Raw genomic sequence first — 14,662 nt, 5'->3', positions numbered from 1 at the left:
GACCTGCAGATCTCCCGCATCCGGCTCTCGGACAAGTACTCACGCCTTCACCCACGACACGCCACGTCCAAGTCGGGTCAGACGTACGAGCCCGAAGTGCTCGTAAAGATGCGAGTCTGGATTGGCCCGCCCTTGCATCGTCTGGTCTTGTGCTTGGAACGCAGCCACCGCCGCAACCGCACTGCAGTGTAACTGTCGAGTACCCGGTATGCCTTGCTGGTGGTTCCTACCGAGAAGTAGTTCGCCCATCCGCGCAGCATCCGGTTTACCTTCGCTACCAACAATGTGGTCTCTTGCCATGTACCCTTTCGGTCGGTCAGCGCATCGATGTTCTCCACAGCGCGCCTGATGCTCTTCTTCTATGGCCGTTGCGCCAAGCGGGCCGCTGACGATCCTTTCCGGTCGATCTTTCAGAGAATAGGTGGAAGGGGATCTCGCCGTGTGATGGCCGGTGCGGGCACTATAGCTCGGGCCAGAGTGACGCAAGCAAAAGCAGCACAATTCCAATGAATGCGACATTCCAGACGAGCGAAACGAACCAGGGGAACCCCCGCTGCGTAGGGCGAGAGCTAAACCAGCCCGGCTGAGAAATAGAGACTAGCTCCCCATTCGCTGAGGCCGCTCTCACGACCGAGCGCATGGACAAGGAAGACTCCGGCCACGAACACCGGGAACGTGTCCAGGGCGGAAGCGGATTGGCAGCCAACCGCAGAGCTGGAGCCCGCTCCCGCCCCTATCCTCCCGCCGACGTTCCCGGCATCGGGATGTTCATTGTGCTTCCAGCCGTAGGGGGAAATGGCAGCCGAATGAATACGCCCCAACAAATGCCAGCGCTACCCGAATTCGAGGCCGATTCGAATCGTCACGTCCTTCATCTACGACTGCTCACAAGATTGTTAACAATCGGAAAAAGTTTTGTTGACAGATGATTGATTTGAGCCTTCACTCACAAGAGTCCGCGTATCGGTCGAGTTCTGTCGCAACAATGCGCGGCCTCCAAAGGGGAAAGAACAATGATCAACAGACGTTCAATAATCACATCCGCGGCGCGCGGCGCCATCTCCGCGCTGGCAATCATGGCCGGCAGTACAATCGCGGTGCACGCCGCCAACAAGGAACTCAAAATCGGCTTTGTCGGCGTGACGAGTGGCGCGGCCGCTGCGTGGGGCACATCCAACGTCCGCTCGATGCAGACGCGCGCCGCCTGGATCAACGAAACCGGCGGTGTGAAGATTGGTGACGAGACCTACGACATCAAAATCGTCACCTTCGACGACCAGAAGGACCCGAAGCGGGCGATCGCCGGCATGGAGAAGATGGCCCAGGAGGGCATCCACTATGTCGTCGGTCCGAATGTCGACGACGGCGCGGCGGCGGTGCGTCCCGTGGCTGAATCCAAGGGCATCATCTATTTTCCCTACGCGTTCCCGAAGGAACTCTACAGCCCGCCGGCGTCCAACGCCGTGCTCGGCATGATCGCCAACTACCAGTCGGCTCCGGCGATCTACAAATATCTCATGGAAAACAGGGGCGTGAAGAAAGTTGCCTTTGTCGCCGCCAACGAATCCGATCCGCTGAGCCAGCGGGATGGCGGTGTTGCCGCGGCAAAGGCGCTCGGGCTCGAGGTTGTGGCTGCAACGGATGTCTACCAAAACGATACCCGCGATTTCACACCGGTACTGACGCCGATCGTTCTGCAAAAACCGGACCTGCTGGTGCTTTCGGGTGTCGCGCCCGGCAATGCGCCGCTGCTGATCCGCGCCGCGCGCGAGCTCGGCTACGAAGGTCTGATCTCCACCGAAACGGCGCAGGATGCCAAGGTGCTGGAAGAGGGCGCGGGCGAGTTGGCCAACGGCTTCATCTCAGTCGGCGGCGCATCGACGCCCGAAATCGCGTCCGACACGATGAAGGAATTCGTCGACCGCTATACGAAAATGTTCGGCGAATACAATGACGAGTCCAACACCAAGGTCTACGCGCTCGAATACATCATCGAGACGCTGAAGGCGAACCCGGCCGCCATCGACAATGTCGAGGAGTTCAAGAAGACGATCGACACTTTCTCGGCGCCCAATCCCTATCTGAAGGGCGATGCCAAGCTGACCTATGTCGGAATGACGTCGTTCGGCCAGAAGCGCCAGCTTTCGGTCCCGATGGTGGTCACCGAATACCGCGACGGCAAGTTCGAGACGCTCTTCGTCGCTCAGGTCGATTGACGCAACTGCACTGAAGCGGATTGCCGCAGAGGCTCGTGCATTCGTCTTGAGCCTCTGAATGGCCGGGGAACCATCCTGATGGAACAAGTCATCGCCAACGGGCTCTATCTAGGTGCGCAATACGCCTTGATCGCGCTCGGTCTGACCCTGATCTTCGCGCTGATGAACGTGCTTAACTTTGCCCATGGGCAGATGTACGTTCTCGGCGGCTTCATCACCTACACCGTCTATGGCCAGCTCGGCATGCCTTTCGTCGTCGCGCTCGTCGCGTCCGGGATCACGCTGCTGGTCATTGGAGCGCTGGTCGAGAAATTCCTTTTCAGAACGGTGATCAAGCGAAGCGTGCGCGAGGAAAGTACGATGCTTCTCGCGGCGGCGGTCGCATTCTTCCTCGACGCCGTGATCCTCCTCCTGTTCGGTGAAAAGCAGCGCGGCGTGCCGAAGATCGTCAACGGCGTCTTCGTCTCCGACAGCCTCATAATGCCTTATGACCGGCTGCTGGTCGGCGCTCTCGCCATACTGTTCATCGCATCCTTCGTGCTTTTCATGCAGTATAGCAAGCCGGGACGCGCCATGCGAGCGCTGGCGCAGGACCGGGTCGCGGCGCAGCTTATGGGCGTCGAGGTCGACCGCTATTCGATGATCGGCTTTGCGCTTGGCGCCATGCTTGCCGGCATAGTCGGCGGGCTGCTGGTCGCCATCACCGGCGTCAATTCGGGCATCGGCGGGCCGATCTCGATCAAGGCGTTCTTGATGGTGATGATCGGTGGGGCCGGCGTCGTCAGCGGAGCAATCGCCGGCGGCTTCATCCTCGGCATGATGGAATCGGTCGGCCTGACGGTGCTACGCCACTATGGCGACGTCACCTATCTCGTCATCTTCGCCGCGCTGATGGTCTTCCTCAGCATCCGCCCGAACGGGCTCATAGGCAAGCCGTGGGGGTGATCGACATGAAGCGTACACGCAACATCTTCGCCGTCGCTGTCTTCCTGCTGGTCGTACTCATCGGCGTGCCCTGGCTGATCGAGGCGACCGGTCGGCTCGACCTCTACTATACCCTGACCTCGGTCGCGTTGCTCAGTATCGCCAGCGCCGGCGTGTGGGTGACCTTCTACATCGGCCGCATCAATATCGGCCAGGGTGCCTTCGCGCTTATGGGCGGCTATGTTTCGGCCATCCTTGTTGTCCAGTACGGTGTCTCGTTCTGGCTGACACTGCCGCTGGCCGGGCTGTTTTGCGCCGCTGCAAGCGTGCTGATCGGACTGCCCATCCTGAGGCTCCGCGGCGTTTATTTCGCCATGGTCACGCTGGTTTTGACCGAAGTAGCGCGGCTGCTGGCGCTGGCGCTGCCGATCACCAACGGCGCCAAGGGCATGGTGAGCATTCCGCTCCCCGGCGGCATTTCGATCTTCGGCCTGACCATCCTTCCCGATTTCGCGACGCTCGCCAATCCACGCCCGGCGTTCTATCTCGTCTCGGTGGTGCTGATGGTGCTGTGCTTTGCCGGGCTTTACCGCCTTGTCCATTCGCGCATCGGCAAGCTCTGCCAGTCGCTGCAGCAGAACGAGGAACTGGCCTCCTCGATCGGCGTCAACATCGCCTATCTGCGCGTCATCGCCTACGCCATCTCCTCGTTCCTCGGCGGTCTCGGCGGCGCGATGTTCGTCGCCATCTCGCAGTCGATCTATCCGTCCAGCTTCACCGTCACCGACTCGGTGAATTTCATGCTGAACTGCTTCCTCGGCGGGCTCAGCTACGTCTTCGGGCCGATGATCGGCACCTTCGTGCTCTATTTCGGCTGGGATTTCCTGTTCGAGACCGGCGAGTTCCAGTTGCTGATCTTCTCGTCGGTGCTGATCGCGCTGATGCTGTTCCTTCCCAACGGCCTGCTCAGCCTGCGGCTGTTCGGCAAGAAGCAGGGCTAGGACCATGACCGAGCTTCTCCAGATCAAGGCAGTGACCAAACGCTTCGGCGGGCTGGTCGCGGTCAACAATGTTTCCTTCGCCGTCCGCGAACGCGAAATCCTCTCCGTGATCGGTCCCAACGGCGCCGGCAAATCGACGCTGTTCAAGCTGATTTCCTCTTTCCTCAGTCCGACCTCGGGCGAGGTGCTGTTTCGCGGACAGCGGATTTCAGGCCTGGCGCCGCATATCGTCGCCCGGAAGGGCGTCGTCCGCACATTCCAGGAGACGACGATCTTCAAGGGCATGACCGTGCGCGACAACGTCATCATCGCACATCACCTGCGTTCCAATGCCACCCTTGCCGGCTTCTATCTCGGCACGACTACAGCGCGGCGCGACGAGGCCGAATTCGGGCGATCCGCCGACGAGATCATCGACTTCCTCGATCTCGGCGCGCAACGGCATGAGATCGCGAGCACGCTGCCGCACGGGCATCTGCGCGCGCTGGGGATTGCCATCGGCCTCGCCACCAACCCGACCGTGCTCCTGCTCGACGAACCCTTTGCCGGCATGAACCACGACGAAACCTTGCGTGCGGTGAAAATGGTGCGCGGCGTCCGCAAACGCGGCGTGACCGTGCTGCTCGTCGAGCACGACATGCCCGCCGTGATGAACATTTCCGACCGTATCGTCGTCCTGAACTTCGGCGTCAAAATCGCCGAGGGAGCGCCGAAAGAAATTCAAGAGAACGAAAAGGTCATCGAAGCCTATCTCGGCGCCGAAGACGAGACGATCGGATTTTAGCCATGAGCGAACTGCTGAGCGTCTCCAATGTCGAACTCTACTACGACCACGTCTATGCGCTGAAGGGCGTGTCGCTGAGCGTCAACGAGGGCGAGACGGTAGCGCTGATCGGCGCGAACGGTGCGGGCAAATCGTCAATCCTGCGCGCCATCACCGGCCTGAAAAAAGTCCGCCGCGGCGAGATCCATTTCCAGGGCCGCCGCATCGACAAAACGCGGCCGGACGAGCTGGTCAGGATGGGCATCGCTATGGTGCCGGAGGGCCGGCGCGTCTTTTCCTACATGACCGTGCGCGACAATCTGATGATGGGCGCATTCACCCGCACCGACAAGGCCGACATCGCCAGGACGCTGGACATGGTGCTCGGGCGTTTTCCGCGCCTGAAGGAACGCTATTCGCAGACGGCGGGCACGATGAGCGGCGGCGAACAGCAGATGCTGGTGATCGGGCGGGCGCTGATGGCCAAGCCGAAGCTGCTCTTGCTCGACGAACCCTCGCTCGGCGTCGCGCCGAAGCTCGTGCAGGACATCGCCCGCTCGATCGTCGCGATCAACCGCGACGAAAAGGTCAGCGTGCTGCTGGTCGAGCAGAATTCGCGCATGGCGCTGCGCATCTCGCAGCGCGCCTACGCACTGACGACCGGAACGATCGCGCTGGCCGGAGATTCGGCTGAGCTGCTTGCCGATGATCGGGTCAAGAAACTCTATCTCGGCGGCGAAATATGAAGGCGCAAATGGATATACTCGTCGTCAATCCCAACACCACCGCGTCCATGACCGAGAAGATCGGCGAGGCGGCACGCGGCGCGGCTTCGGCCGGCACCAGGATCATCGCGGCCAATCCGAAGGATGGGCCGCCGAGCATCGAAGGCTATTTCGACGAGGTCTTCGCCATCCCGGGAATGATTGGCGAGATCCAAAAACATTCGGCGGCGAGCGCCTGCGTCATCGCCTGCTTCGACGATACCGGCCTAGACGCCGCGCGCTGCGTCGGGGAGATGCCGATGGTCGGCATCGGCGAAGCGGCGTTTCACATGGCGAGCCTGATTGCGGGCAGGTTCAGCGTCGTGACGACGCTGTCGCGTTCGGTGCCGGCGATCGAGCACAATCTGGTGCGCTACGGCCTCGCCAGCCGCTGCGCCAGGGTGCGAGCAAGCGACGTTCCCGTTCTGGAGCTCGAAGTGCTCGGCTCCAACGCCCGCCATCGAATTTCTGAGGAGATCGAGTGCGCCATCCGCGACGACCGGGCCGAAGCGATTGTGCTGGGATGCGCCGGCATGGCCGATCTCGCCGCTGCGCTCAGCCGCGAACATGGCGTTCCCGTGCTCGACGGCGTCGCCTGCGCGGTAAAACTGTGCGAGAGCCTCGTCGGCCTTGGCCTGTCGACCTCGAAGCGCGGCGGCTATCAGGTTCCACTCGAAAAATCCTTCGCCGGAATCTTTGCGTCCTTTTCGCCCTCCGGCCGTGTACCCTGATGCGTGCAAATTTGTTGACATTCCCGCACAGGATGTTCGATGTCCGGCCTGAAACGCGGTGTTCGCGCCGCTATGCGATCCGGCCGCCAGGACAGTGAGACGATGGACCTGCTTGGACCAAAGACACGGGATGACGACAAACCGGCGATGCGCTGGTTTCCGGTCTATGCCGGCCTGCGCGATGCCATCGTCAGCCACCGCCTCGCACCGGGTACAAAACTGCCCGAGGACGAACTCGCCTCGATCTATTCGGTGAGCCGCGCGGTGATACGCGCGGCGCTGCAGGCGCTGTCGCATGACCGCTTGGCCCGGCTCGAGCCGAACCGCGGTGCGTTCGTCGCCCAGCCGACCAAGCAGGAAGCGCGCGAGGTGTTCGAAGCGCGGGCGCTGATCGAGCCCAAGGTCGCGGCGCTTGCCGCCGACGTGGCAAAGCCGGCCGAGATCGCGCAACTGCGGCTTCATCTCGAAAAAGAGCACGAGGCCCTGCATGCCGGCCGCGACAGCGACGCCATCATGCTGTCGGCAAAATTCCATGTCGGCATCGCCGAAATCGCCGGCCATTCGATCCTGACCGGCTTCGTCAAAGACCTGCTGTCGCGGTCGTCGCTGATCATCGCGCTTTACTGGCGCCGCCGCGACACCACCTGCGAAAGCCAGGCCCATCACGCCCTTGTCGATGCTATCGAAAAACACGACGCAAAAGACGCGTCCGACCTGATGCGAAGCCATCTCGTCGACCTGCTGTCGGGCCTTGATCTGACGCTTGGCGAGAAGAAGCCCGAGAGCCTATCGGACATCTTGCGCTGATCTCCGCTGTCAAACCTTTCGCCGCAGTTCGCCTTTGTCCGCGCCATGCTGGGCGTGACTGAAGGCATAGCCTCGGTCCATGACTACTCCTGCTTCTTCGTTCCTGCCGTCATAACACTAGCGGGCGTAGAGTCCCGCGGCGCTGCCCTCCGGCTGCGACTGCTCCTGCTGGGTCATAATCAGTCCTTCCCGCACAACGAGCCGGTCGGGCAACGCGCCCGATCAGAGCTTGAAGCAATCATAAAGCGCGTGTTGGTCGCTCAAGCCGACCCGGCGAAACGCGATGCGCTCGAGCGGGACATCTGCGCGCAATGGCAGCAGTTCGTGGTGGACGGCTCCATGTCGCTTCAGGTGGGCATGACGACGGCGACAGCGCGGAAAGAGACATGTGAGGTGAAAGAAGCGCTTTGGCAACGTGCGAGTCGAGGTCAGCTGGGCAAGCATCCAGCGGGACGACATTGCGAATGACAATGATGTGTGCCGATCCGGACTTTGTCTCGCTTCCTTAGGCGTCAGGTAATGGCGCAACTTCCTGGTTCAGGAACCGGAACAGCTGGTAGAGTCGAGGTGTGGCGCGGCGGCGGTAAGTTGAACATGTCTGTTTGCCGCCCCTTTCGTCTGGCGGTGCCTTACTGGTCCTCCTGAATCGATCAAAGGCCACGGAACGCTAGGCTCATGCGATCCTTCTTCGGCCCTCATAACCTGACCTGATCAACCTCCCCAGCCGCCTCCCCCGCCTCCGCCGCTTCCGCTCCCGCCGCTCCCGCCCGAAGGAGGAATGACGACAGGCGCAGGAACAGGCTCCTCCTCAACCGGTATAATCACTTTCTTGGCGGCCCTCGGTTTGGGAGCGAGCTTGACGACCTTTGGCGGAGGAACCCTGCGAAGGACCTTTGGCGGAGGCGTGGCGACCAGCGGCGACGGTTCAACTTTGGGCGTAAGGGAATTGCAGCCCATGAGGCCCGCCAGGACGCCGGATAGCGTTATTCCGATGATTGCTCGCTTCAATGTCCTTTCCACCAGTGCCTCCTCGTTGATCAAAACAAGTCCCGACGCGGATTGGCTTCTTCCCACAATCGTCTGGCCGCGTTCACCAGTTGCGTATCGAGTGAACCGGAGCCGGGAAGCTTAGATTTCAGTTCCTGGCGCAGCTGCTTCAACGCCGCTGTTTTTGGCTTCGGTCCGAACTTTGCCAGCGTTCCTTTGGCGTCCGGCAGTTCCTTGCGCACGTCGAGCGCAGCCGCAAATGCAAGGAAACGCACGGCAAGACCTTGATCGGCCTTGTCGCCCTTTTGCATTTCGAGGCCCGCGCGATCGTAAGCTGCGAACTGATCGCCCCGCGCGATCCCAATGTCGAACAATCTTTGCGCTTCGGCGAGGTTCCGTTCCACACCGACGCCGTCCCGATACATGCGTGCGAGGCTGCCCGGGGCGTAGGGCTGGCCGAGGTCGATTGCCTGCTGAAAAAGCAACAGCGCCTCCTTCGGATCCTTCTCCACGCCCTGCCCAGACAAGTAATTGCGGCCGAGGAGGTTCATCGAATACATGTCCTGCCGCTGGACGCCGGCCTCCAGGAAGGCAACGGCGCGGGCCGGATCGGCGGTCACGCCGTTGCGGCCCTCGGTGAAGATCGCGGCCAAATCGTTCATGGCATAGGTGTGCCCCATCGCCGCCGCCTTGAGCAGCAGGTCCAAACCCTTGCTGGTGTCGGGCTTGACGCCATAGCCATTGAACAAGGCGCGACCCCACGACGTCATGCCATAGGGATCCCCCTTGTCGGACGCCGCCGCGTAAAGCGCATTGGCCTGTGTGCGGTCGACGGCCATTCCGGTTCCCGTCGCATACATGTAGCCGAGCTCGAACACGGCACGGACGTGTCCCTTCTTGGCGGCTTCCTCGATGGCTGTCCTGCCCTCGTCGACCTTTCCTGCCGCAAGGAGCGCGCGCCCCAGTTCATAGCGGAAGCGCGGAACGGCGGGATAAGCCTTCACGGCGGCCTCGCAAAGCTCTACCGCGCTGGCGCCAATTTCATTTGGGAGCAGGCCGGGGACGACGCCCTGCAGGTCGAGGGGCTCGCCGGCAGCCGTATCGCACGGATCCACTGTTGGCGATAATTTCATTGTGGCGGGCTTGGATGATCTGCTGTCCGCCCGGATTTCGAAGCCGACCTCGACCGTGGCTTCAGCGCCGATCTGGGGTTCGTAGCGCAGCCGGTCGACCTCACCGGACCTCAGGCTCGAGTCGGGCGCCAGGGTTCGATCGGGCAGCGAGAGCGTTCCCGTTGCCGGATAACCCGAAACTTTCAGGCTGACCGCGGGATCATCGGTCGGAAAGTCCAGGTTCAGCGCAACCGGACCGACGCCCACGGGAACGTTGAAATTTCGGTTTTCGAGCGCCTCGGCCGCACCGGTGATATGAATGCCGCGCTCCAGCACGTTCTGCTTCTGCTCGGCTTCGAGCGAGGCCATGATCTCTTCGCCTTGCGCGCCTTCGCCGCTCTTGACCCGAAATACCACGATGCCCTGGGTTTGGCCGCCCCAGTTGTCATGCGTGGCATAGGCCAGCATGTCCACCTCTTCCTGCGTAGCGACACCCTTGGGAACATCCATCTGCAAATGGGGCAGGTCCTTGCCTTGGATCGGCACGCCCACCTCGACAGGCTTGCCGTCCAGCATCAGGCGCCCCAGGGCAGGCGGTCTTTCGATGCTCAAGGTGATCGTACCGCCGTCGACGTCGATCGGTTCGGGCAGCCCCAAGTCGACGGGTCCGACTCCCGAGAGCACGACCTTCTCCAGCACCGGCGGCAGCGAGGGGCGATTGCTGCGGCGCATCAGCACGACTTCGTCGATCAGCGACGAGTTCTCCCAGGGAACCTGGAGGCCGTTTGTGGCTTCCACCACATCGCGGCGCACCGCCGCCATTACGGTGCGGATCTCCTGGTTCGGGGCCAGCGCGCGACGGGAAAACGCCGCTGAGAACGGGCTGAGTTCGCCGACGCCGTCATAAGCCGCCGCCCCGGGCTCGGTGGCAAAGGCAATGAGGGTGTTGAGCGAGCTTCTGACCTGCGCGAGCCCGGCATTGCCGGCGGTGATGAGCTGGTCTCTTAGCCAGTAATTCTTGCGCGGGAACGGATTGTTGCGGCAGGCATCGAGGATGATCACCTGGATCTTCGATTTCGAACGCAACTGTTCCAGCACATCGTTGAGCTTGATGGCCTGGACTTCGATGTCTGCCGCCTGCTTCAAGGAGGCATCGACCGGAATCAGGAAGTTTTCGCCGCCGATCTGGAAGCCGTGACCGGAATAGTAGACCACGGCTAGGTTGGCGCCGTCGACCGCGGCCAGATAGTTGCGGAACTGCTCTTCGAACTGCAGCTTGGTCAGATCGCTTGCGACGAAGACCTCAAAACCGGCCAGTCGAAACGTTTTGGATACGTCCTCGGCATCCCTGGCCGGGTTCTTGAGAGCGGGGAATTGTCGGTAGTCCGAATTGCCGATGACAAAAGCGACCCTTCGGTCGGCGCAAGCGTCAAAGGTCGTGAAGCTCGTGAGGATGAAGGCTGCGATGAATCCGCAACGTCGGAGCATGGCAAATCCCTAACCGCTGTTACCTGGCAACCACGAGAACACAGCATGTGGTAGCAAGGTCCGTTAGAGGGCATGCAATCTGCCGAGACAGAAAGAGAGAAAAGCCGTCGCGACAGCGGGCATATTCCTCATTTATCAAGTGCAAAGTACATCAGAGGCTGAGTGTCCGCAATGATTGTCAAACGGCTTCTGAACTCGGCTATTCGGACCGTGGTCGCTTTGGTCTCTTTAACTACGCCCAACCATACGAGCCGCACCGGAGCAGCGCAGCAACCATTCCGGTCGCGCCGATGGTCCGACCGCTGGTCAGCGGTCTGCGCTTCAGCGCCGCGAAATCCGCTCGCCTACTTAGCAAGATGTGCCGGAGGGCTGGGCCTCAAGACGAAAATCGGGCTGGTATTGGGATCGACGATCGACGCGACATGGGGTTCACTGTGCCGACTTATCCCGATGATCCGACACTTGACTTGGTCCGGCGAGCGCTAGGAAGCCGGTCGCAGGCTAGCTGCTGCCGAGCAATAATCTTACTACACTTCTGCAGGCCTTGGCGTGGATCGTCTCGCCGAAGCCGGAAGACTTAACCGCCTGATGCTTGCAACCCCTTATGTCAACGCAGTCTACCTCATTCAAACAGACGAGGACAGTAGGCAATCCTGCCTCTACCGTCGGTGGTCCTTCTGTCAAACTCGTGCGGGAGCAGTTGTAGGTTGTGCGGAAATTGAAGCAACATGCAAACACTGTTGCAGTTCATACACTCGCATCCCGTAGGGGGGGCATTCTCGAAGGACGCTTGGGGTAACAACGATTTTCTCGGTGTTACCGCAAGAATTTACAAACCCCATTCGGTGATATGCCGCCAGGATGACAACAACGGTGGGATATTCATCGTAAAATCGGGTTGGGCCCTCCTTTACCGCGGACTGCTGGACGGAGAACGGCAGATCATCGACACTCCTCTGCGGGGGGACATTGTCGGTTTCCGTTCCGTGGACGGACCCCGTTTAGCGTCCCTGGCGTCCATAACCGAACTAGCTGTTTACGAAATTTCCAGCAAGAAACTGGTAGAGGCCATCTTGTCGGAAGGCCGCCTCGGCAAGACTATCGCCTGCTCCCTGGCCCGCCTGAACGCCATCCTTGCCGAACATCTCATGAATGCCGGGCGGCGGAACGCGATGAGCCGCACCGCCCATTTCCTGCTCGAGCTGGAGGAGAGGCTCTCGATCGTTGGCCTGTCGGCCCATGGAAGATATGAGTGTCCCCTTACCCAGCATGAATTGGCCGACATTCTCGGAATGACCACCGTTCACCTCAATCGGACGTTGAGGGAACTCCGCAAGGCCGATCTCGTCGCTTTCAAGGCAGGCCATGTAGAGGTGATCAACCGCAAGAAGCTGGTCAAAACAGCCGGATTCGATAGCGAGTACCTCCGGTAAAGGTTATTCCCTCTAGCTCGGGTTCAACCGTCTCTAGCGGGTCGTTCGCGACGCCCCCTGCGGCGCGGTGCTGGGCGCCAGCGCATAGGCCATCAGCAAAATTTCTGCTGGAAGACGACAGTGCGCCGTCGCTGGAGCAAGTTCCAGACGATGTTTTCCGGGCTGGTAGTGCGCGGCTTACCTGGCGGGGCCGCGGTCCACTTTGACGAGGGCAGCCGCAAAGGCCCGATTATTATGACCGACGGCAACCATGGCCTATCACATGAGGAGAACGTGCTGCCGAAACACGTGCAAGCTGTTCCATACACTACGGCAGATACAGCCGGTGTTCTCGGACCTAAAGCGCTGGGCCACGGATGCCACGACCTGCGCCCTGGTCATGCCAATATCCACCTTCAGGAATTCTCGTCTACAATCGCGAGGAACTACCGATCCTCTTTCGAATGGCTGCTGGGGTTGGGGTTGGCTAAGCGGTCCATTCCTGAGAATGGCAGCATCGCCAACCCGGTTGGTCAACCTCGTAGAGGTATCCCACTCCTTGGCATTCCTTAAGCGCTCGGGACTCGTTTCAACGGTTGGCACATGGCCAAAAGAGATTGAATCTCGCCGGACCCGCGCGTCACGATCGAACTCGCGGGAGCTTCAAGGCGGGTGACGCGGTCTCAACACGTGCCCTCTCAGGCCACCTTCGACGCGAAATTTTCTAAAAATTAACTTATGTTAGAGAACGCTTATAAATAGACGATAGGCTGCACAAGCTGTTCTCGGCTAGGGGCGAAGAACTGCTGAACACTCCCGAGCTGGGTGAGCCTCACGCTTTCACAAGGCTGGGTATTCATACACAAGCGCATTCAAACACAGGGCTGCGTATTCAAACTTTCAGATTGCGAGAGAATGAGGGGAGTTTTGGTAGCCGCAACGCGGCTTGTGTGCGAAACGACTGGGGATTGACATGGGTTCCACGGCAGGACGGCATAACTACACTTCGGCCAATCGGTCAGGAGTCCTGTCCAGCGGAACGGAAAGTGTCCATAGCCAAGGAGGCAGGGGATGCCTCCTCATCCTGGACGGAAGGGCCCTAGACCGCGAGTGTCTCGCATCGGCCCTCGCGGACCACGAATTCGGCATGGAGATCGCCGCCATGGGTTCGATCGATGAATGGCGCGTGAAGAAGGGCTCGGCCCCCCCCCTTGCAGCCATACTCTTCAACCTTGGCGGCCGGAAGGTCACCGATCATGGCATCGCAGACGAGATTAGGCATATTTCGTCCGAATTCAAATCAGTCCCTGTGGTTATCCTGGCCGACACCGAAGATCTTGCACACATACTGACCGCTCTCGAATGCGGCGCACGCGGCTACATTCCGACCTCGGTCGAAATCGATGTCTGTGTCGAGGCTATCAACCTTGCGGCAGCGGGAGGCATCTTCGTCCCTGCGAGCAGTGTCCTTGGCATGCGCCACCTGATAGGTTCGGACAGCCCCGACAAGCAGCCTTTGAAAGGCATGTTCACGCTCAGGCAGGCCGAGGTCGCCCAAGCGCTCCGGCGCGGAAAGGCGAACAAGATCATCGCCTACGAACTGAACCTGCGCGAAAGCACCGTGAAGGTCCACATCCGAAATATCATGAAGAAGCTGAAGGCGACCAACCGCACGGAAGTCGCCTACAAAGTCAACGATCTCTTGGCGGAAGGAACTCTTGCTGAAACGTATCCCAAGCAATAAGACAGCCAGCTCGGGGTGAATCCCGGCGGGCCGTCTTAGGCCAGGATCCGGACTCATAACTAGCATCAGGCGGCGGCGAAGGGCGAAGCTTCCCAGGCCATGCCTTAGGTTTTTTCCCATTATCGTGACGATCTTGTGTTAACTTCAAAGCGGTTGCACTGGACCTGCCGAAGAATGCCGAGGATCAGCCTAGACCATCGGTTGGCGACACGTGCCGATATGCCGGCGCTGGCTGTGCTGATGAATGCAGCCATCGGCGAGCTTCAGAAGCCGTTCCTCACAGAAGAGCAGATCGCTTCGAGCCGAGCAATCATGGGGCTCGATACGCAACTCGTTGATGATGGAACATATTTCATTGTGGAGCAAAATGGCGTCCTGGCCGGTTGCGGCGGATGGAGTCGGCGCGCAACCCTCTACGGCGGCGACCGTTCACCCGGGCGCGATGCAGCGCTGCTTGACCCGACGAAAGACGCTGCGCGCGTGCGTGCCATGTATACGCATCCCAGCTTCATCCGCCGAGGCGTGGGGCGTCTAATCCTCACGCTGTGCGAGGACGCGGCCCGCGGCGAGGGCTTCACAAGTGTCGAGCTTATGGCAACGAGGGCCGGCGAACCGCTCTATCGGGCCTGCGGCTTTGAGGCGGTTGAAGAAGTCGTCGACAACAGAGGCGGAGCGGGCGTGCCACTGTTGCGGATGAGGAAGGCGTTGTGAAT

At 60.6% G+C, this 14,662-nt stretch carries 13 protein-coding genes; 11 read left to right on the top strand and 2 right to left on the bottom strand.

The window, feature by feature from the left end:
• Nucleotides 1-77: 77 nt before the first annotated feature.
• A complete protein-coding gene (locus NKJ08_RS20400) occupies nt 78-338 on the bottom strand; it encodes a group II intron maturase-specific domain-containing protein (RefSeq protein WP_352782983.1) in 261 nt (86 codons plus the stop codon).
• A 675-nt stretch (nt 339-1,013) separates the two neighbouring features.
• Here NKJ08_RS20400 and NKJ08_RS20395 point away from each other — a divergent pair.
• The 8 genes from NKJ08_RS20395 to NKJ08_RS20360 all read left to right on the top strand — a co-directional run bounded on the left by NKJ08_RS20395 (nt 1,014) and on the right by NKJ08_RS20360 (nt 7,674).
• Entirely contained in the window at nt 1,014-2,216 is a 1,203-nt protein-coding gene (locus NKJ08_RS20395; protein WP_352528524.1) for an ABC transporter substrate-binding protein, read from the top strand.
• 78 nt (nt 2,217-2,294) lie between these two features.
• Entirely contained in the window at nt 2,295-3,161 is an 867-nt protein-coding gene (locus NKJ08_RS20390; protein WP_352782981.1) for a branched-chain amino acid ABC transporter permease, read from the top strand.
• 5 nt (nt 3,162-3,166) lie between these two features.
• Nucleotides 3,167-4,141, top strand: coding sequence for a branched-chain amino acid ABC transporter permease (locus NKJ08_RS20385; protein ID WP_352528522.1), 975 nt, complete (start codon nt 3,167-3,169; stop codon nt 4,139-4,141).
• A gap of 4 nt (nt 4,142-4,145) precedes the next feature.
• The gene (locus tag NKJ08_RS20380) at nt 4,146-4,925 is read left to right on the top strand and encodes an ABC transporter ATP-binding protein (RefSeq protein ID WP_352782979.1); all 780 of its coding nucleotides are present in this window, start codon (nt 4,146-4,148) and stop codon (nt 4,923-4,925) included.
• A gap of 2 nt (nt 4,926-4,927) precedes the next feature.
• Nucleotides 4,928-5,650 carry an ABC transporter ATP-binding protein gene (locus NKJ08_RS20375; RefSeq protein WP_352782978.1) on the top strand — a complete coding sequence of 241 codons (723 nt, stop codon included), beginning with the start codon at nt 4,928-4,930 and terminating at the stop codon, nt 5,648-5,650.
• A gap of 8 nt (nt 5,651-5,658) precedes the next feature.
• Nucleotides 5,659-6,399, top strand: a complete 741-nt coding sequence (locus tag NKJ08_RS20370; RefSeq protein ID WP_352782975.1) for an aspartate/glutamate racemase family protein — start codon at nt 5,659-5,661, stop codon at nt 6,397-6,399.
• 102 nt (nt 6,400-6,501) lie between these two features.
• Nucleotides 6,502-7,206 carry a GntR family transcriptional regulator gene (locus NKJ08_RS20365; RefSeq protein WP_352783043.1) on the top strand — a complete coding sequence of 235 codons (705 nt, stop codon included), beginning with the start codon at nt 6,502-6,504 and terminating at the stop codon, nt 7,204-7,206.
• A gap of 45 nt (nt 7,207-7,251) precedes the next feature.
• The gene (locus NKJ08_RS20360) at nt 7,252-7,674 is read left to right on the top strand and encodes a hypothetical protein (protein ID WP_352528514.1); all 423 of its coding nucleotides are present in this window, start codon (nt 7,252-7,254) and stop codon (nt 7,672-7,674) included.
• Between the two features lie 569 nt (nt 7,675-8,243).
• Here the strand turns inward: NKJ08_RS20360 and NKJ08_RS20355 are convergent.
• A complete protein-coding gene (locus NKJ08_RS20355) occupies nt 8,244-10,793 on the bottom strand; it encodes a caspase family protein (RefSeq protein WP_352528512.1) in 2,550 nt (849 codons plus the stop codon).
• A gap of 728 nt (nt 10,794-11,521) precedes the next feature.
• Here NKJ08_RS20355 and NKJ08_RS20350 point away from each other — a divergent pair.
• From NKJ08_RS20350 to NKJ08_RS20340, 3 genes are all read left to right on the top strand, one after another.
• Nucleotides 11,522-12,226 carry a Crp/Fnr family transcriptional regulator gene (locus NKJ08_RS20350; RefSeq protein WP_352528510.1) on the top strand — a complete coding sequence of 235 codons (705 nt, stop codon included), beginning with the start codon at nt 11,522-11,524 and terminating at the stop codon, nt 12,224-12,226.
• Between the two features lie 952 nt (nt 12,227-13,178).
• A complete protein-coding gene (locus NKJ08_RS20345; protein ID WP_352528508.1) occupies nt 13,179-13,949 on the top strand; it encodes a response regulator transcription factor in 771 nt (256 codons plus the stop codon).
• 219 nt (nt 13,950-14,168) lie between these two features.
• Nucleotides 14,169-14,660, top strand: coding sequence for a GNAT family N-acetyltransferase (locus NKJ08_RS20340; RefSeq protein WP_352782971.1), 492 nt, complete (start codon nt 14,169-14,171; stop codon nt 14,658-14,660).
• Nucleotides 14,661-14,662 lie beyond the last annotated feature (2 nt).

The organism is Mesorhizobium sp. M0244 (assembly GCF_040321795.1).
Classification (GTDB): Bacteria; Pseudomonadota; Alphaproteobacteria; order Rhizobiales; family Rhizobiaceae; genus Mesorhizobium.
This window is presented reverse-complemented; position numbering and strand designations above follow the sequence as displayed.